Raw genomic sequence first — 19,257 nt, forward strand, 5'->3', positions numbered from 1 at the left:
GTTGTTAAAATTTTCATAATCTTTTGTTATAGTTTTCTAAATCCGTTTTATCTTTAAAGGGATAAATACAATCTTGAAATATGGAAAAAATACGTTGTGGATGGTGTGAAAAAGATGATCTGTACAGGAAATATCATGATGAAGAATGGGGGAATCCTGTTTATGATGATCAAAAGATTTTTGAATTTCTGATTCTTGAAAGTTTCCAGGCAGGATTAAGCTGGTATACTATTTTAAGCAAAAGAGAACATTTTACGAAGGCTTTTGATGGCTTTGATTATAAAAAGATTGCAAAATACCAGGATAAAAAAATTGAGGAGCTTATGCAGAATTCCGGCATTATAAGAAACAGGCTGAAAATTTTAGCAACCGTCAACAATGCACAGAAGTTTATGGAAGTCCGGAATGAATTTGGAACTTTTTCCGAATATATCTGGGGTTTTGTTGGTGGTGAACCTATTGACAATAAGCCCAAAAGCTTGGAAGATGTTCCAGCCACTACTGAAATTTCCGATATTTTATCCAAAGACCTCAAGAAAAGAGGTTTTAAATTTATGGGATCAACGGTAGTATACGCCCATATGCAGGCGACCGGTATGGTAAATGATCACATCGAGAACTGTTTTCTGAGGTTGCAATCCTGATACAACAACAAAATTATATAAAACTAAAAACGATGAATAGAATTTTACTTATGGCAGGTCTGATCTGCGCAAATTTAATGTTCGGGCAATCCAAGAAGTCACTTGAAAAGAGGCCTTTTATTCCGGTTGAAATCACTAAAACTGATGGTTCTACCGAAAATATTTTGTTAAGAGATATTTATTTCCCCAAAGCTGAATCCTTTATGGGGATTGTAGCACAAAATAAAAATAAATCTGTTTTTGAGAATGAACAATTATTTGAATACAAAACTTCTGAAGCGTCGGAGATCAAGAAAATAGGGTATCATGATATTCAAAAAATAAAGGTAGTAGATAAGTATGATGATGAAGTTATAGGTTATGAAAAGCTGAGCATTAAAAAAGTGAGTAAGGATAATGATGTGAAAGATAAAAATTATACAGCCATCCTTCCCATTCTTTACGATGGTAAAATAGATATTTACGGGTATGAATATACAGTTTGTGGCAATGGTATGGGATGCATGTACGCAGGCACGATTATGTATATTAAAAATGACAAATCAGATTTTGCCGTAATGCCTGTTGATGTGGATGAAGTTTCATTGTTTAACCTGGGAAGCCTCGATGAAAAATTAATTAATGCTTTTAAATATGCCGGTGGGGATTGCCCTGAATTTGTAAAGTATCTGGATAATCTTTATATAAAATTACAGGACAGGGATTTTAGGAAAAAAATGAAGCAGGACATTAAAGACAATTACCAAAAAGCGATTGATGAATCTAAAAGTCTTGATAAAAAAGATAGATTCAATTATGTTACACGAAAAAGATCCGAATATGATATTAAAATGTTTGTGAAGATCATCAATGAATATGAAAAGAATTGTCCATAAAACAAAAGGATTTCAATTTTGAAATCCTTTTGTTTTTTTCTTATTATTTGATTATTCTCTCCAATACCCATTCAATAAGGTTCTTTTCCGATGCATGGTGATCAGAGGAAAATTCCCCACGTCTTCTGTTGGCTATTACATTATTTACGGTAATTGCTTTGTGTCCCAATAGCTTTGAAAATGCATAAATTGCCGAAGTTTCCATTTCGAAATTAGTAATGCCAAGTTCGTTCAATGTCTCCAGGAATTTATCATCCAGGGATTTCAGACGAAGTTGTCTGCCCTGTGGAGCATAGAATCCAGGGAATGTGGCGGTATTTCCATGATATCTGGCATCTTTGTAGTATTCAGCAATATCTTCAGCCCAGTCAGCAAAATAAAGCATTGGCTTAATTTTCTCATAAGGGAACTTTTCGATAAAGTTCTTTGAAAAATCATTTTCAAAATGGTAATCCTTATAAAAGTGCATAAGACCATCCAAACCTACAACATTTTGGGTTACCAGCATATTGTCCACCTGTACATCTGGATTCACGCTACCGCATGTTCCCATACGGAAAAGTTCAAGCGCCTTATGTTCAGTTTTAATTTCCTTATTTTTAAGGTCGATATTAACCAGGGCATCCAGCTCATTCATTACAATATCGATATTCTCCGTACCGATTCCGGTGGACATTACTGAAATTCTTTCACCGCGTAAAATTCCTGTATGGGTATAGAATTCCCGTTTATTCTTTTTAATCTCTACTTTATCAAAATACTGAGATACTTTCGGAACCCTGTCAGGATCACCAACCAGGATAATTTTATCCGCAATATCTTCAGGTAAAAGGTTTAAGTGGTAAACACTTCCGTCATCATTTAGTACCAGCTCGGAAGCTGCAAGTTTATTTAGCATATTATGTTTATTTTTTTATGTCAATGAAAATGGCATCTTTATAAGGAGAACTTACAAGCTCATAAATAGAACCGTACTCTTCTACGATCCTTTTCTGGCCATTGAAAACTTCGTAAACGGTTACTGTTGTTTTTTCAAAGTTTTTAGGATCTTTTCTCTGGGAGGTAATTTCATAAAAATGATTATCTTTTTTCAAAACAGAAACCAGCTCTTCTTTAGTTGAATTATTCGAAGACATCATTCCCGGAAAATCCATTACAACATCTTTTAATTCGGTATAAGTTTTATAAGGTTTGGTCTCGCCGTTGGAGTAAACGTAAACTTTAGGTACGGCCTGATCCTGTACCAGACGGATCAGGTAATAATCATTACCCTTTTTTTCTGCATATACTGCCATTTCCTGACCTAATTTCTGGGCAAAAATCCCAAATGAGAAAAGACTTGCTACAAAAGCCAGTAGTAATTTTGTTTTCATAATGATATTTCGTTTTTGATTAGTTGTAAATATATAAAATCCTCATCCCATTAATCTCACATCATATTTTAAAAAGAACAGGCAGTATATCCGGCTTTTCAGTATAATGAATTTGGTTTCGGGGTTTAAAATTAATAAAAATTCATGAATTAAAATATAAACATTATTTAATCCAGATTTAAAACTGAGATAATGTATGATGATTACATTTGCCGCTAAAAATTTCATGAAATACTCTTTACTGCTTATTATTTTAACTTTCGGTTTTGCAATCATGTCATTTAATCCTACAGATAAAGGGACGAAAAATGAAAATACTTTTATCAATAACGGGTTAACCGACTTTAAAAATAAGCTTGAACAGTTGAAAAGAGATGTTTACCTGTTTGGGGATGACAAAATATCTCTTGAAGATCTGCAGAAATCATTGAGTACTACCCGAAACTCTTTTAAGGAAATAGAATTCTATATTGCCTATCATTACCCTGAATTCACAAAAACCCATCTTAATGCTGCTCCGTTATTTCATATTGAGGCAGCCGGAACGTCCGCCTATACTTTGCCCCCGGAAGGATTACAGGTTTTGGATGAACTGATTTACTCGGAAGAGGCAGCTGAACAGAAAGAGAAAATAAAATCCATTACTGATTTTTTGTACAATAGTTATTCTAACTTTTATTTAAGCTCGGTAAAAAACGGATTGAGCAAAGGTGTCAATAAAACATTACCGCTCCGCATTGAGTTAATAAGGATTTATAGCTTGGGAGTTACAGGCTTTGATACACCCGGTTCTTTAAATATTTCTGAAGAGGCAGCGTATGCGCTTTTGGGAATAAAAAAATACATTAATGATGATCCTTATTTCAGGAATTATAATATTCAGAAAGCAAATACCATTCTTTCTGATGCAACCGGATACCTGGCAGTTAATAAAAATTTTGAAACATTTGACCGCATTGAATTTTATAAAAAATACATCCAGCCTCTTTATGAAGAATTTGGAAACTGGGACGGAAGAACGGATGACCTCAAGGCGTTTTCGGGATGGAATGTTCAGAACAAAAACTTTTTCAGCAGCGATTTTCTGGATCCCTATTTTTATACTCTTTTAAAGGCTTCTGAAGATAATCCTGAGCTTAAGAAACTGGGCAAAGAAATATTCTATGACCAAAGTGTAAGTGGAAATGGGAAAATGAGCTGCGCTACATGCCATTTGCCGGAAAATGCTTTCACAGACCTTAAAGGAAAGTCGCCAAGTAACGTTGAAGGAAAAACCGTGTTGCGGAATTCTCCTTCTTTGTACAACGCGGTATTTGCTAAAAGATTTTTTTACGATATGCGTGCTTTTTATATCGAGCAACAGGCAGAGCATGTTATCTACAATGAACAGGAATTCAATACGAGCTATGAAAGTATTATAAAAAAATTAAAGGAAAAACCGGAATATAAAAGAGCATTCCGTGCAGCATTTAAAGATGGGAAGATCAGTAAAGAGAATTTCTCCAAAGCATTGAGTTCATATGTAGCTTCCCTTTATTCTTTTGAAAGTGATTTTGATCGCTTTATGAGAAATGAGAAAGAAATCTCAGATGATGCTAAAAAAGGATTCAATTTATTCATGGGAAAAGCCAATTGTGCAACCTGTCATTTTGCCCCTCATTTCTCAGGATTGGTTCCTCCCTTCTATAATGAGAATGAATCGGAAGTGTTAGGGGTTACAAAAGCGCCGATCAGTAAACTGCCTTTAGAACTGGATTCTGATTTGGGAAGAGTGAAAAGCCCGGTGAAAAAAGAAAATTCCTGGATCTATGAAAATTCTTTTAAAACCATGACAGTAAGAAATATTGCGCTTACAAAGCCTTATTTTCATAATGGAGCATTTAATACTCTGGAAGAAGTGCTGGATTTTTATAATGAAGGAGGAGGCGAAGGTCTGGGGTTAAAAATAAATAACCAGACTTTACCAGCGGATAAACTTAATCTTACCGAAACTGAAATGAAGCAGATCATTGCATTTCTAAACGCTCTGACGGATGTAAGCAAAAGATAACAGGGAAGTGTTTATAATGAGCGGGCTAAGGCTTATTTTGATTTAATAAATGAATTTCGAAACTCGAAATGATCGTGCTATACTTAAAAAGTAATCGTATTAAGTTCAATATTCCACTTATATGGTAATTATCACATAACCACGAATTTCAAATCCTGCATCATATTTAACACAAACTTAATTCACTTAACATTGGGTTTTTAATTTTGTAACATTGCTGATACTTTATTTAAAACTCTATTAATAGAGGGCTGGTGATAAAAAAATAGTTTTGCAACATCTAATAAATCGAAATTATTATGAAGAAAAAACTACTAACAGTTGCAGCTCTTGCACTCGTATCAGGTTCTGCCCTTCAGGCACAGACCTTTGTTTTCAATAAAAATTCCTCATGGAGGTATATCGACAACAACCAGGCGCAGGTTACCCAGTGGAAAGATACCAATTTTGATGTTTCTTCCTGGTCTACAGGAAACGGTCCGTTAGGATATGGTGATCCTGTAACTACCACTATTAATTCAGGTCTTACTGCAGCTTATTTTGCAAAAGATTTTAGTGTTAATCTTGCTGATCTTTCCGATACTATGGAGTTAGGAGTGATGAGAGATGACGGTATTGTTGTATACCTTAACGGACAGGAAGTAGTAAGGGACAATATGCCTACCGGAACTATCGCTTTTAATACACCTTCTGTGACCACAATTGACGGTGCTGCAGAGAATGTATATAATGTTTTCTCGATTCCAAAATCAAAATTTGTTAACGGAAACAACAGGATATCCATTGAACTGCACAACAGAAGCGGACAAAGCTCAGACCTGAGAATTGATGCTTATTTAAAAACGGTAAGCGGAACAACGAACCCTGTTGGTTGTAATGCGGCTCACATCAGTTGTTTCACTTCTATTGTTCCTACTTCACAAACCAATAAACTGATCATCCCTGCCGAGCATAAATATCAGCTTATTTTAAAAGAAGGGGATGCCTATACACAAGGAGGTGGATTAGTAGGTGGACAGAATGATTTTACCGCTTATGTCGCTAAAAACTCCAGCTCAACCGATGGTTATCTTTCAGTAAACCATGAAACAAATCCAGGTGGAGTTACGATGGCTGAAATCAATTATAATGCTTCAACGAAGCTTTGGCAGCTGACAAAATCCAGAGCTGTGGATTTCTCTACACCAAGCCTTGTACAGACGATCAGAAACTGTTCAGGAGGTATTACTCCTTGGGGAACTGTGGTTACAGCTGAAGAATCTGTAACCTCAAGTGATACCAATGCTGACGGATATAAAGATTATGGTTGGTTGGTAGAAATTGATCCTGCAACGGCTCAGGTAATTTCACAGAATGCGGACGGTTCTAAAGGGAAATTATGGCAGATGGGTATAATGAATCACGAAAATGTAGTGATCAATAATGCAGGAACGACAGCTTATTATGGTGAGGATGGAGGAACCCATCTGGTTTATAAATATGTAATGGATACACCCAACAACCTTTCATCAGGTAATCTTTATGTACTGAAACTGGATCAGGGATTAAGCAGTACAGGAGATCCGGTAGTAAATACAGCAACATGGATCCAGGTACCTAATAAGACAAAAGCAGACCAGAATAATACAAATAACCTGGCTTTTTCATTAGGAGGTACAAAATTCAACGGAATAGAAGATGTGGATATCAGCCCATTGGATGGGAAGATTTATTTTACTGCAAAAGGTTTAAATAAAGTATATCGCTTACAGGATAACGGAACTACCGCTTCTCAAGTAGAAACGTTTGTCGGAGGGCTTTCTACTGTATATTCTTTCAATACGGCACAAGGGATCAAATCAGAAGCATGGGGAGATGGGAATGACAATCTTACTTTTGATGAACTTGGGAACCTTTGGGTGTTACAGGATGGAGGAAAAAATTATATTTGGGTAGTAGCTCCGGATCACACTCAGGCGAATCCTAAAGTGAGACTTTTTGCTTCTATGCCGGCAGGTTCTGAGCCTACAGGACTTACCTTTACTCCAGATCATAAATTCGGATTCTTTTCGATTCAGCATCCGGATGCGACAATCTCTACAGATGTGGATGCCACTGGAAATACAATTGACTACAGAGGAAAATCGGCCACCATTGTTGTCGCTCTTAAAAATAATTTAGGACAAAACGGTACTTTGGGAACAATTGACGCTAAAACGGAAAGTACAGTTAGTGTAGCTCCAAACCCGACGTCAGGAATTGTGAAGATCAATTCTTCTAAAGGCTTGAAAGATATTTCTGTAACAGCCTACAGCATGGATGGTAAAATTGTATTCACAAAGAAATTTACAGGCTCTCATACTGCGTTGGATTTAGACTTTACATCCCAACTTGAAGCTTCCCGTGTTTTGATCGTAAATATCGAGGCAGAAGGATTCCAGAAAACAGTAAAAGTAATAAAGAAGTAATGTATTAATATTCAGTTGCTGCCGGTAATTCTGTTATCGGCAGCTTTTATCTATCTATGAAAAAACTTTCCTTATTGATTATTCTGTTCGCACTGAACTACAGCTATGCACAGATTGATCCGGTAAAATATCCTACCTACACGACTATCGAAGATGCTTTAAAAAGTGAAAAGCCGGTATACAGTATGAGTTTCAGAGGTAAAGGTTTATTTAATCTTCCTTCTGATATAAGAAAATTTACTTCCCTGTTCTTTCTTAATATCATGGGAAATAATCTGGAAAAGATGGATCCTCAACTATTTGCTTTGAAGAATCTGGAGATACTGAATGTCAATGAAAACAGCATCAAGTTTATTCCGGATGAAGTAGGAGAGCTTACTCAATTGAAAACCCTTTCAATGAATCTGAACAGCCTGACCTCTGTTAATCCTAATATTGCCAGGTTACAGCAATTGAAAGTAATTCATCTCGATGCTAATAATCTGAATGTTTTCCCGGAAGCCTTAACGGAAATTCCGGCATTGGAGGAAATTAATCTCCAGGATAATCAGATCAGCTTTATTTCCGAACGTCTGAATCAAATTAAAAATTTAAAATACCTGAATCTGGCAGCGAACCAGATCAATGATCTTGGCAATCTTGAATTTCCCAAGAATCTGAAGTATCTGGAATTACAGCAAAATGCTATTTCCAAACTACCTGAATCCCTTTTTCAATCAAAAAATCTGGAGTTCCTTAACGTGAGCCAGAATAATATTCAGGAAATTCCGGCAAAAATAAAAGGATTGAAAAATGTGGTAAGTATGAACTTTGCAAACAATAACTTAAAAGACCTGCCTAAGGATATTTCTCAGCTGAAAAATCTTAAAACATTGATATTAACGGGGAATCCTATGGATAAGGCTACCATTGAAAAATATAAGAAATTGCTACCTGATACTCAGATCTATTTCTAAGCTATCCGCCAACCCTTTTCGTTTTATAGCCCATATCTTTAAGAATCTCCATAATCTTATCTCGGTTATCCCCCTGAATAATGATCATCCCATCTTTTTCCGATCCTCCGATCCCTAAAGTGGTTTTGATCTTTTTGGAGATTTTTTTCAAATCTTCTTCACTTCCTTCCCAGCCTTCAATCACTGTAACGGGTTTTCCATTTCTTCCTTTTTTTTCAAACTTGCATATCAGGGGTTCTTTCTGCTTGAATTTTTCTTCAGGCATTTCAAAATCCTGCTCTTCATGGTCAGGAAAAAGGTTCTTTAGTTGATCTCGTAAATCCATAAAGCAAAATTAAAAATAATAATTAATACCTCGCCGCAGATTTTTCATAATCATAAGCAAAAAGTATTCATTCCAATAGTATATGCCGTGAATGCCTATTGATTTAAAGCAAAAAACTTTTGTATTCCACATTAAATACAAAGGCGATTTTCATATTTTTGGAATTCATAAAATACACTCAACTAAAATGAGATCATGAAAATAAAAACAAGGACCATTCTTATAGCATTCACTTTAATTTTTGCAGGGGTAAATGCTCAGATAAATTTTTCCACAAATCCTCTGGATGCTGTCTTTGAAACAAGAGATACTGATAAATTCTGGAAAGCTTTTGATCAGATAGAAACATCAAAGAAAAATCCTTTTGCAGATTATGTAAAAGACGGATCTCCCGGAGTAAAAGGTTTTATGGAATTCAGGATCATCAATGCCGATTCTTTATATTCAAAAGTAAAAAAGAAGAGGGAAGATTATTTAAAAAGCCGGAATGTACTGAGTGGGATCAATCAAAAAGAAAAAAGGACAAGGGCAAGGGCAATTTACAGCGCTTTAAAATATTGGTATCCCGAAGCTAAATTTCCACCCGTATATTTTGTCTATGGAAGATTTAATTCCGGAGGAACGACTTCTAATGATGGTATTATAATTGGCACTGAAATGCTTAAAAATCTGGATGGCGTTACGGGGCTTATTGCTCATGAATTGATTCATTTTCAACAAAATATTATGGGAAATGACATGCTGCTAAAATATACCTTGCTTGAGGGAGGAGCGGATTTTGTCAGCGAATTGATATCTGGTGAAAATATTAATGTAAAAGCATTTCAATATGGTGAAGCACATGCTGATCCTTTAAAAAAGGAGTTTGTCGCTTTATTAAAGGGAAACAGTGCTACGGACTGGCTTTATGAAACCAGTAAAAAAGATGACCGTCCTAATGATTTAGGATATTGGATGGGATATAAAATTTCAGAAGCCTATTTTAATAAACAAACAGATAAGCATAAAGCAATCCATGATATATTGAATATCAAAGATCCCTTGTTATTTTTGAAAGAAAGCGGTTTTTTAGATCAATACATCAAAGAATACACAAAGAAAGACCACAAAAAGTTTGAAGACTTTTTTAAAGCGTAAACTGTAAACGTTTGAATATTTGAATTGGTGAGAGTTCATACAAGTATAATGCTGTTCATAGGAATAGAGATTGAGCAGCCACCATTATTATTAATGAGAATCTTATTGAATTTCAAAATCCGTTACTGTAAAAAAATCCATTGTTTAAAGAGAAATAAATAAAAGCTTTAATAAAAATTTAAGTCTTTAAAAGGATCAGTTTCATTGGAAAATAGGTAAATTTGTATATTAAAAGTTACAAAAAATGTCGAAAAAAGCAATACTGGCCATACTTGACGGATGGGGACTGGGAAAAAATCCTGAAGTTTCAGCACTTGATAAAGCCAATACACCATTTATAGATAGTTGTTTTCATAAATTTCCACACACCACACTTGAAGCGAGCGGTACTGCAGTAGGTCTTCCTGCAGGACAGATGGGGAATTCAGAAGTGGGACACATGAATCTTGGAGCAGGAAGAGTGGTTTACCAGAATCTTGTAAAACTGAATATGGCTGTAGAAAATGGTACCCTCGGGGAGGAAAAAGTTATTCAGGAAGCTTTCGAATATGCTAAAAGGGAAAATAAAAAAGTACATTTTATCGGATTGGTTTCCAATGGAGGAGTACATTCCCATATCAATCACTTAAAAGGTCTTTTAACGGCGGCTAAAAATTTCGGACTGAATGAAAATGTTTTTGTCCACGCTTTTACAGACGGTAGAGACTGCGATCCGCATTCAGGATTGGGATTCATCAAAGAACTTGATGAACATATGCTTGCTACGACCGGAAAACTGGCAACTATTGTCGGAAGATATTACGCCATGGACAGGGATAAGAGATGGGAAAGAGTGAAATTAGCTTATGATGCGTTAACAGAAGGCGTAGGACTTCAGACAACTGATGCATTGGCAGCAATCAAGCAGTCATATGATAATAATGTTACCGATGAGTTTTTAAAGCCGATTATCCTTATGAATACTACGGAAACAGGTAATGTGGTTCCTGTAGCTAAAATTGTGGATAATGATGTGGTTATTTGCTTTAATTTCCGTACCGACCGGGGAAGAGAGATCACAGAAGTTCTGTCTCAGAAAGATTTTCCGGAATTCTTTATGCGTAAGCTGAATCTGTATTATGTTACCCTTACCAATTATGACAAGACCTTTAATAATGTAAAGGTAGTTTTTGATGAAGAAGTTTTACAGGAAACGATGGGGGAAATCATCGAAAAAAACGGTAAAACGCAGATCCGCATTGCAGAAACAGAAAAATATCCTCACGTTACTTTTTTCTTTTCCGGTGGTAGAGAGAAAGAATTTGTAGGGGAAAAAAGATTGCTTTGCCCAAGCCCTAAAGATGTTCCTACTTATGATCTTAAGCCTGAAATGTCTGCCTATGATATTACCAATGCTATTGTTCCGGAACTGGAAAATGAAACTGCGGATTTTGTTTGCCTGAACTTTGCGAATACGGATATGGTAGGACATACCGGAGTATTTGAAGCTGCTGTAAAAGCTGCTGAAACGGTAGATAAGTGCATTGAGAAAGTGGCTACTACAGCTTATGAACATGGTTATGCCGTCTTTATCCTTGCAGATCACGGGAACTCAGATGTCATGATCAATCCTGATGGGACACCAAATACACAGCATTCCACGAATCTGGTACCGCTTATTATAATGGATAAGGACCGTACCTGGAATTTAAAACCGGGGAAATCCGGAAAACTGGGCGATGTAGCTCCGACTATTTTAAAAATAATGGGAATAGACATTCCGGAAAGTATGACAGGAGATGTTTTAGTAAACTAAGATTACCAATAAAAAATAAAAAATGCCGTTACATTAATAATGGCATTTTTTATGATATATGTCATACATATTATGAGAGACATAAGTTATTATGCTCTAAATAATAAATAAATCCTATCTTTGTATATTAATTATAATAAATCTAAATAACTGAAATGTATCAAACGCTGGTAAGGAAGGAAGTGATGAGTATTCTAGAAAAGGAAGTAAGTTCTTTTCTGGAAAAGTTTTTGACGCCAATTGAAAAAATATGGCAACCCTCAGATTACCTTCCGGATCCGTCAAGTGAAAATTTCAAATATGATTTAGAAGAAATTCAGACCTTCGCTCGTGAAATGCCTTATGACCTTTTTGTAACCCTTATCGGTGACTGTATTACAGAAGAGGCTCTACCATCCTATGAATCTTGGTTAATGGGTGTAGAAGGTATTGATCAGGAAGAAAAAGTAGGCTGGGCCAATTGGGTAAGATCATGGACAGGTGAAGAAAACAGGCATGGTGATTTGCTGAATAAATATCTTTATTTATGCGGCAGGGTTAACATGAGAGAAGTAGAGATTACGACTCAGTACCTGATCAGTGACGGTTTTGATCTTGGAACAAGTATGGATCCTTACAGAAACTTTGTATATACAAGCTTCCAGGAAACAGCAACTAATATTTCGCATAGAAGGGTAGGTACTTTAGCTAAACAATCCGGAAACGGGAAATTGGCAAAAATGTGTGGAGTGATTGCTGCAGATGAAGCAAGACACGCTAAAGCATATAAACATTTCGTTGCAAAGATCCTTGAGCTGGATCCGTCGGAAATGATTCTGGCATTTGAAGATATGATGCGTAAGAAAATTGTTATGCCGGCTCACTTAATGAGACAGTCAGGACAGAAAGCAGGTGAGTTATGGGGACATTTCTCAGATGCCGCACAAAGATGTATGGTGTATACCGGTCAGGATTATATCAATATCATGAGAGATCTGCTTGACGAGTGGAAAATAGAACACATCAAAGGTCTTACTGAAAAGGCTGAAAAAGCACAGGAATACCTTATGAAGCTTCCGGCGAGATTACAGAAAATTACAGATAGAGTTTCTACTCCTGACTTACAATTCCAGTTCAGTTGGGTGAAAAGTTAGGTATGGAATACTTAAAAAATAAAAGTAAGAGTGCCAAGTGTTTTTGGCACTCTTTTTATTTCTTATCTTTGCACAGCTAAAAACGCAGAAAATGTTAAATAATAAAAAAATTGCTGTAGACTTCGACGGAACCATCGTTGACGATGCTTATCCGGGGATCGGAAAAGCGAAGATCTTTGCATTTGAAACTTTAAGAAAACTTCAATCCGAGGGTTACAGGTTAATTCTTTGGACATACAGACACGGAAAAACATTAGATGAGGCAGTAGAATTCTGCAAGAAAAACGGAATAGAATTTTATTCTGTAAACGGTAGTTTTGAAGGAGAAGTTTTCGACCCTGAAACACAATCCCGAAAAATAGATGCAGACTGGTTTATTGATGACAGAAATTTAGGTGGTTTTCCGGGATGGGGAGAAATCTATAATATTATCCACGAAAGGATAGAATTCCGTGTGGAAGGTAAAGAAGTTTTAGCATACTCCAAACTTAAGAAAGAAAAGAAAAAAGGCCTTTTCTGGTAAATTAATAGATATGAGAAGGAGACATTAGAAATTAGATTTTTGCATGTCTTTTATTAAGATTAAATCATTAATCTAACTTCTAAAATCTACTATCTAACATCGTATAAAAATGATTCAATTAAAAACAATAGACGAGCTTCGTCTTATGAAACAAAGTGCTCAATTGGTTTCCAAAACATTAGGAATGTTAGCGAAAGAAATCAAACCGGGAATTACGACTTTGTATTTAGATAAATTAGCCCATGATTTCATTAAAGATCATGGAGGAGAACCGGCATTCTTAGGATACGGGGGATTCCCCAATTCGCTGTGCATTTCTCCGAATGAACAGGTAGTTCACGGCTTTCCCAATAATGACATTATTAAAGAAGGAGATGTTCTTTCTGTAGATTGCGGGGCTGTTTTAAATGGCTTTGTGGGAGATCACGCATATACCTTCGAGATAGGGGAAGTGAAGCCTGAGGTTAAAAAACTATTACAGGTTACCAAAGAATCCCTTTATAAAGGAATTGAACAATGCATCCGTGGGAAAAGGATTGGAGATATTTCTCATGCAATTCAGGCTCATTGTGAAAAAGAAGGATATGGAGTAGTAAGAGAGCTTGTAGGACATGGATTAGGAAGAAAGATGCATGAAGATCCTCAGGTTCCGAATTACGGCAGACAGGGAAGTGGAAAAGTGATCAAGGATGGTCTTGCCATTGCTATTGAGCCTATGGTTAATCTGGGAACTGAAAAAGTAAAATTCCATAATGACGGATGGACGGTAACTACCCTGGACAATCAGCCATCAGCACATTTTGAGCATGATGTGGCTGTGATCAACGGGAAACCTGTATTGCTATCTACTTTCCAATACGTATATGAAGCATTAGGTATTCAAAGTGATGAGGAGAAGCCTTTTCAAATGGATTTCTAATGAAAAAAGTAACCAAGCTTTTACTGAATACTATTCCGCGTCCTGCGCTTATTACGATGAGCATCTGGGCAAGGCCGCTTATCTACCAGTTTTTTAAGGGAGATGAATTTTTCGATCCTATTGATGGAAAGTCATACCGTAAGTTTCTTCCGTATGGCTATGGAAAACAAAGGGAAAATGCTTTATCTCCAGGAACATTAAGTTTGGAAAGACATCGTCAGATGTGGTTATACCTTCAGAATGAAACCGATTTTTTTATTAAGAACTATAAAGTTTTGCACATCGCTCCAGAGCAGGAATTTTTGAGAAAGTTCAAAAGGATGCGTAACCTGGATTATATTTCTGCTGATTTATATTCTCCTATTGTAGATGTGAAAGCAGATATCCTGAACCTTCCTTTCGCTGATGACAGCTTCGATATTGTTTTCTGCAACCATGTATTAGAGCATATTGAAGATGATGCAAAAGCAATCAGTGAATTATACAGGGTAATGAGACCTGGAGGATGGGGTATTTTCCAGGTACCCATGAAGAATTCACTGGAAAAAACCTATGAGGACTTTACCATAAAGGATCCTAAAGAGCGGCAGAAACATTTCGGGCAGTATGATCATGTACGTTGGTATGGAATGGATTATTTCGACAGGTTGAAAAAGGCCGGATTTGATGTTGATATCAATTTCTATTCACAAAAGTTTACCGAAGAAGAAATTAAAAAATACGGATTAAGATACAATGAGATCTTACCTGTTGTTTTCAAAAAATAAATAAAAATGTCTACACCATAATGTAGACATTTTTATTTGGTTAAAGATACAGCTTTAATTAGTGAGATGCTGCTTTCAATCCGATGATGGAACCAATCAGCGTTGACAAGAAGAATATCCTCCAGAACGTTACAGGATCCTTAAAAAAGAGCATTCCCATTAAAGCAGTGCCTACTGCACCAATCCCCGTCCATACAGCATATGCAGTTCCGATAGGTAAAGTTTGCGTTGCCTTGATTAAAAGAAGCATACTAATGGTCATGGTAACCAAAAAACCGGCAAACCAATAATACATTTCTGATCCTGATGTTTCTTTTGCCTTTCCAAGACAGGAAGCAAAAGCTACTTCAAACAACCCTGCAATAATTAAAATAATCCAGTTCATTTTTTTATTTTTTTCTGATGCAAAGTTCTGTATTTAAAGGGGAAAATAATTTTACAAATGTTAAAAAATGAAGCTCCAAAGTTTTTTGTGATCTAAGATAGTTTTAGTAGGTCAAAATTTTTATGATATGTCGTACTTTAAAATGCTGATTTTATACAGTGTTACTTGATTTCAGCACGGATTCTGCTCAGACTTACCTGAGTAATTCCGAGATAAGAAGCAATGTGTCCCAACTGAACCCTTCTCAAAAGATTGGGTTTGTCACGCATCAGGTCTTTGTAGCGTTCGGTAGAAGTTTTGAACTGTCTGGATATAATTAACTCTTCTGTTTTTACAAGCTCTCTTTCCGCAAACTTACGGCCCCAATTGGCAATATAGATGTCTTCATTGAAAAGTTTTCGGAGATATTCTGTTTCTAACCGGTACAACTCACATTCTTCCAGCAGCTCTATACTTTCATAACCCGGTTTATTCTCTACATAACTTTTCATGGAGACGATCGTTTCTCCTTCACTGCCAAACCAGAAAGTAATATCATTATCCTGGGTGGAGGCATAGGCACGAACAATTCCCTTTTTAATAAAATAAACATAAGGAATGATCTTATCTGCTTCCATAAGGCAAAATCCTTTGGGGTAAGCTGCTTCAGTAATATGAGCTTTAAGCTTTTCCCGTGAAGATTCAGGAAGAATCAGTAAATTATCGATGATTTCGTCTATAGTCATGAAGGCAAATTCTAATCAGTCAAAATTATTTGTTTTTACTGATTTAATGAAGATGTTATGGTTAATTTTTACATTTGCGATCTTTAAAATGAGTAAATCGCAAAATACTATTCTGGTCAATTAGGATTAAACAGCTGAGAAATAATGAAAATAAGATTTGTATATTTCTGATCTATAGTTATATATAAGATAAATTTGTGGTTTTTCAAGAAATTATGGGCATCTGTAATTTGATATAAAATAAATTCTGTTTTTATTTCATTTTTAGTAAATATAAAATATTTTTGTACGCCAAATAAACAAAATGAAGAGAGCTTCCATAAAAGACATTGCAAGAATTGCCGGAGTTTCCGTTGCAACTGTTTCTTATGTGATCAACAAAAAGGAGGGAAGCAGAATCAGTGAGGTAACCAGGAATAAAATTCTGGATATTGCAGAAGAAATCAATTATACACCCAATAAGATTGCCAGAAGCTTAAAAATGAGCAAAAGCAAGTTAATAGGTCTTATTGTTCCGGATATTTCAAATGATTTTTATTCCAATATTGCGCGTTGTATAGAAAATGAAGCCATGAAGCTGGGGTATACCATACTTATCGGAAGTTCTGATGAAAACCCTGATAAGTTTAAAAAGCTTACGGAGCTTTTTTCTCAGCAACAGGTGGACGGAATGCTTGTAAGTCCTGTAGCAGGCTCTGATGATATCATTAAAAAACTGCTAAAGGACGAATATCCTATTGTGTCTATTGATTATTATCTCGAAAATGTTGAGCTTCCTGCAGTAACGCTCAATAATTTTGAAATTTCCGGGCAGGTTTTCAACTATCTGATGGAGCATAAATTTGATGAATTGATCTATGTGGGATATAATACCCATCTTCCGCATTTGCTTGACAGACAGCGAGGGTTTGAGAGAAAAATCAAGGAACACGGTATTGCATCAAAGAAAGTGCTGGTAGAAATGGTAAATGTTACCTCAAAAGTTCATGCAGGATTAGATGAACATCTTAAAATAGGTGCAGGAAAAACAGGATTATATTTTTTAAACAATAAAATAGGAAATGCAGGATTGCATTATCTTGTCAAAAATAATATCAGGGTTCCTGAAGATGTTTCTGTCATTGCTTTTGATGAAACCGATGCCTACAATTTATTTCCTACAGAAATTACCTATATAAGACAGCCGTTGGAAGAAATGGCCAGACAAGCTGTAAAACTCCTCGATGAACAAACAAAAAATTTCTCTGAAAAGGGAGAAACAGTAGTTTGTGAAGCAGAATTAATTATAAAAAAATCAGTCAAATAAAAAATTTAACCTATATATTAAACGTTTAACCTAATGAAAAAAAATAATCAGTATGTAGTATGTTTCGGAGAAGTTCTTTGGGATATATTTCCACAAGGATCCAGAGCTGGAGGAGCACCTTTTAATGTAGCTTATCATGTTTCTAAAACGGGAATTGATGCGAAGGTACTCAGCAGAATAGGGAACGATGATCTTGGTAACCAGCTGGTCAGTCAGATCAAAAACTGGGGAATGACAACGGACTATATTCAGGTCGATGCTGATAAACCAACGAGTACCGTTGTAGCTACTATTGATGAGGATAATGAAGCCAGCTATGAAATTATTAATGAAGTAGCCTGGGATTATATAGAAAACCTTCCGGAGCTTACTGAGTTGGTATCTCATGCCCAGGCATTTATTTTCGGAAGTTTATCCGCACGGAATAAAAAAACAAGAGAAACTCTTTTTAAGCTTTTGGAACATGCAGAACTTAAAATATTGGATGTCAATTTCAGACCTCCTTTCATAGAGGTACAGCTTATTAAAGATTTGCTTCATCAAGCTGATATTGTAAAGATGAACAAAGCAGAAATGAGACAGATCATCGATTTTCTTAATGAAGAATATATTGATGAAGATCAGAGTGCTGCTTTAATTCAGGATCATTTTAAGATTAAGGAAATAGTTCTTACCAAAGGAAGCAAAGGTGCCAGGTATTTTAAAGGGACAGAAAGCTATACCTGCACGGCTGTTCCGATCACCATTGCAGACACTGTAGGAAGCGGAGATTCTTTTCTGGCGGGATTTATATCCAAAAGAATACAGCAGGAAGCTCCGGAAATCATTATGAAAGAAGCTGTTGCATTAGGAGCATTCATTACGTCAAAAGAAGGGGCATGTCCGGAGTATGAATATGAAGAATTTCAAAAGTTCAGGGACCAGCATTAAAGACTTAAATCTTTAAAATTTATCCTAAAGACCAGTTTTCTTTTACTAACTTTGCAGTCCGTAATATAATTTTTTATGCACAAATCAGGATTTGTAAATATAGTTGGAAAACCTAATGCAGGAAAATCAACGCTCCTTAACCAGTTGATGGGAGAGAAGCTTGCGATTGTAACGCAGAAGGCACAGACAACACGTCACCGTATTTTTGGAATTTATAATGAAGAGGATTTACAGATAGTATTTTCCGATACTCCCGGGGTGTTGGATCCTAAATATGGTCTTCAGGAGAAGATGATGGATTTTGTAAAGGACTCTTTACAGGATGCCGATGTATTTTTATTCATTGTAGATGTTACAGATAAAGCGGAACCTTCGGAATTTCTCATTGAAAAACTGAATAAAATTCCGGTTCCGGTTTTACTTTTATTAAATAAGGTAGACCAGACCAACCAGGAAGGTCTTGAAAAGCTTGTAGAAGAATGGCATAACAGAATTCCTAAGGCCGAAATTTTACCGATTTCTGCATTAAATGCCTTTAACACGGACGTTATCCTTCCAAAGCTAAAATCGATGCTTCCGGAAAACCCGCCTTATTATGATAAGGACCAGTATACAGATAAGCCGGAACGTTTTTTTGTTAATGAGGCAATCCGTGAAAAAATCCTTTTGAATTATGAAAAGGAGATTCCTTATTCCGTAGAAGTGGTTACCGAACAATTTAAAGAAAAGGAAGGAATCATTTTTATAGACTCTATTATCTATGTGGAAAGAGATACCCAAAAAGGGATTATCATTGGCCACAAAGGGGAAGCAATAAAAAAAGTGGGTACGGAAGCGAGAGTGGATCTAGAGAAATTTTTCGATAAAAAAATTCACCTGAACCTGTTCGTAAAAGTGAAAAAAGACTGGAGAAAAAACGACAGGGATCTAAAGAATTTTGGGTACAGATAAACTAAAACATCAATAA

General features: G+C 35.9%; 19 protein-coding genes. 14 read left to right on the plus strand and 5 right to left on the minus strand.

What is annotated here, in order from left to right; genetic code table 11:
* Nucleotides 1-80 precede the first annotated feature (80 nt).
* Both ACNFU2_RS02275 and ACNFU2_RS02280 read left to right on the plus strand, forming a co-directional pair.
* The gene (locus ACNFU2_RS02275) at nt 81-644 is read left to right on the plus strand and encodes a DNA-3-methyladenine glycosylase I (RefSeq protein WP_273647819.1); all 564 of its coding nucleotides are present in this window, start codon (nt 81-83) and stop codon (nt 642-644) included.
* 32 nt (nt 645-676) lie between these two features.
* Nucleotides 677-1,519: a hypothetical protein gene (locus ACNFU2_RS02280; protein ID WP_273647820.1), complete on the plus strand. Its 843-nt coding sequence runs from the start codon at nt 677-679 to the stop codon at nt 1,517-1,519.
* A 43-nt stretch (nt 1,520-1,562) separates the two neighbouring features.
* Here the strand turns inward: ACNFU2_RS02280 and ACNFU2_RS02285 are convergent, their stop codons facing one another.
* Together ACNFU2_RS02285 and ACNFU2_RS02290 are read right to left on the minus strand one after the other, a co-directional pair.
* Nucleotides 1,563-2,417: a nucleoside phosphorylase gene (locus ACNFU2_RS02285; protein WP_172283279.1), complete on the minus strand. Its 855-nt coding sequence runs from the start codon at nt 2,415-2,417 to the stop codon at nt 1,563-1,565.
* A gap of 7 nt (nt 2,418-2,424) precedes the next feature.
* The gene (locus tag ACNFU2_RS02290; protein WP_172283278.1) at nt 2,425-2,892 is read right to left on the minus strand and encodes a hypothetical protein; all 468 of its coding nucleotides are present in this window, start codon (nt 2,890-2,892) and stop codon (nt 2,425-2,427) included.
* Nucleotides 2,893-3,088: 196 nt separating this feature from the next.
* On the opposite strand from ACNFU2_RS02290, the gene ACNFU2_RS02295 reads away from it, so the two are divergent.
* The 3 genes from ACNFU2_RS02295 (at nt 3,089) to ACNFU2_RS02305 (ending at nt 8,345) form a co-directional block, all read left to right on the plus strand.
* Complete coding sequence (locus ACNFU2_RS02295; protein ID WP_273647821.1) at nt 3,089-4,942, plus strand: cytochrome-c peroxidase; 1,854 nt, start codon at nt 3,089-3,091, stop codon at nt 4,940-4,942.
* 299 nt (nt 4,943-5,241) lie between these two features.
* A complete protein-coding gene (locus ACNFU2_RS02300; RefSeq protein WP_273647822.1) occupies nt 5,242-7,389 on the plus strand; it encodes an alkaline phosphatase PhoX in 2,148 nt (715 codons plus the stop codon).
* Nucleotides 7,390-7,445: 56 nt separating this feature from the next.
* Nucleotides 7,446-8,345 carry a leucine-rich repeat domain-containing protein gene (locus ACNFU2_RS02305; RefSeq protein ID WP_273647823.1) on the plus strand — a complete coding sequence of 300 codons (900 nt, stop codon included), beginning with the start codon at nt 7,446-7,448 and terminating at the stop codon, nt 8,343-8,345.
* A gap of 1 nt (nt 8,346) precedes the next feature.
* Here the strand turns inward: ACNFU2_RS02305 and ACNFU2_RS02310 are convergent, their stop codons facing one another.
* On the minus strand, nt 8,347-8,670 hold the full coding sequence (locus ACNFU2_RS02310; RefSeq protein WP_172283272.1) for a translation initiation factor: 324 nt from the start codon (nt 8,668-8,670) through the stop codon (nt 8,347-8,349).
* Nucleotides 8,671-8,865: 195 nt separating this feature from the next.
* Here ACNFU2_RS02310 and ACNFU2_RS02315 point away from each other — a divergent pair, with 195 nt between their 5' ends.
* The 6 genes from ACNFU2_RS02315 (at nt 8,866) to ACNFU2_RS02340 (ending at nt 14,944) form a co-directional block, all read left to right on the plus strand.
* Nucleotides 8,866-9,807, plus strand: a complete 942-nt coding sequence (locus ACNFU2_RS02315) for a DUF2268 domain-containing putative Zn-dependent protease (protein WP_418123537.1) — start codon at nt 8,866-8,868, stop codon at nt 9,805-9,807.
* Between the two features lie 244 nt (nt 9,808-10,051).
* Nucleotides 10,052-11,602: a 2,3-bisphosphoglycerate-independent phosphoglycerate mutase gene (gene gpmI / locus ACNFU2_RS02320; RefSeq protein ID WP_273647825.1), complete on the plus strand. Its 1,551-nt coding sequence runs from the start codon at nt 10,052-10,054 to the stop codon at nt 11,600-11,602.
* A 155-nt stretch (nt 11,603-11,757) separates the two neighbouring features.
* Entirely contained in the window at nt 11,758-12,735 is a 978-nt protein-coding gene (locus tag ACNFU2_RS02325; RefSeq protein WP_273647826.1) for an acyl-ACP desaturase, read from the plus strand.
* Between the two features lie 91 nt (nt 12,736-12,826).
* On the plus strand, nt 12,827-13,258 hold the full coding sequence (locus tag ACNFU2_RS02330; RefSeq protein WP_172283266.1) for a BT0820 family HAD-type phosphatase: 432 nt from the start codon (nt 12,827-12,829) through the stop codon (nt 13,256-13,258).
* Nucleotides 13,259-13,367: 109 nt separating this feature from the next.
* Nucleotides 13,368-14,177 carry a type I methionyl aminopeptidase gene (gene map / locus ACNFU2_RS02335; RefSeq protein ID WP_418123540.1) on the plus strand — a complete coding sequence of 270 codons (810 nt, stop codon included), beginning with the start codon at nt 13,368-13,370 and terminating at the stop codon, nt 14,175-14,177.
* Nucleotides 14,177-14,944 carry a class I SAM-dependent methyltransferase gene (locus ACNFU2_RS02340; protein WP_273647828.1) on the plus strand — a complete coding sequence of 256 codons (768 nt, stop codon included), beginning with the start codon at nt 14,177-14,179 and terminating at the stop codon, nt 14,942-14,944. Before map ends, ACNFU2_RS02340 begins: the two co-directional genes overlap by 1 nt.
* Nucleotides 14,945-15,002: 58 nt before the next feature.
* Here ACNFU2_RS02340 and ACNFU2_RS02345 read toward each other — a convergent pair whose 3' ends face one another.
* Together ACNFU2_RS02345 and ACNFU2_RS02350 are read right to left on the minus strand one after the other, a co-directional pair.
* Nucleotides 15,003-15,329 (minus strand): DMT family transporter, encoded by a 327-nt coding sequence (locus ACNFU2_RS02345; RefSeq protein WP_273647829.1) that lies wholly within the window; start codon nt 15,327-15,329, stop codon nt 15,003-15,005.
* A 161-nt stretch (nt 15,330-15,490) separates the two neighbouring features.
* Nucleotides 15,491-16,054, minus strand: coding sequence for a Crp/Fnr family transcriptional regulator (locus ACNFU2_RS02350; RefSeq protein ID WP_273647830.1), 564 nt, complete (start codon nt 16,052-16,054; stop codon nt 15,491-15,493).
* 304 nt (nt 16,055-16,358) lie between these two features.
* On the opposite strand from ACNFU2_RS02350, the gene ACNFU2_RS02355 reads away from it, so the two are divergent.
* From ACNFU2_RS02355 to era, 3 genes are all read left to right on the plus strand, one after another.
* Nucleotides 16,359-17,360 (plus strand): LacI family DNA-binding transcriptional regulator, encoded by a 1,002-nt coding sequence (locus ACNFU2_RS02355; protein WP_418123543.1) that lies wholly within the window; start codon nt 16,359-16,361, stop codon nt 17,358-17,360.
* A 33-nt stretch (nt 17,361-17,393) separates the two neighbouring features.
* Nucleotides 17,394-18,290 (plus strand): carbohydrate kinase family protein, encoded by an 897-nt coding sequence (locus ACNFU2_RS02360; protein ID WP_418123545.1) that lies wholly within the window; start codon nt 17,394-17,396, stop codon nt 18,288-18,290.
* Between the two features lie 75 nt (nt 18,291-18,365).
* Nucleotides 18,366-19,241: a GTPase Era gene (gene era / locus ACNFU2_RS02365; RefSeq protein WP_172283251.1), complete on the plus strand. Its 876-nt coding sequence runs from the start codon at nt 18,366-18,368 to the stop codon at nt 19,239-19,241.
* Nucleotides 19,242-19,257 lie beyond the last annotated feature (16 nt).

Source organism: Chryseobacterium sp. PTM-20240506 (assembly GCF_048296755.1).
GTDB classification, from domain to species: Bacteria; Bacteroidota; Bacteroidia; order Flavobacteriales; family Weeksellaceae; genus Chryseobacterium; species Chryseobacterium proteolyticum.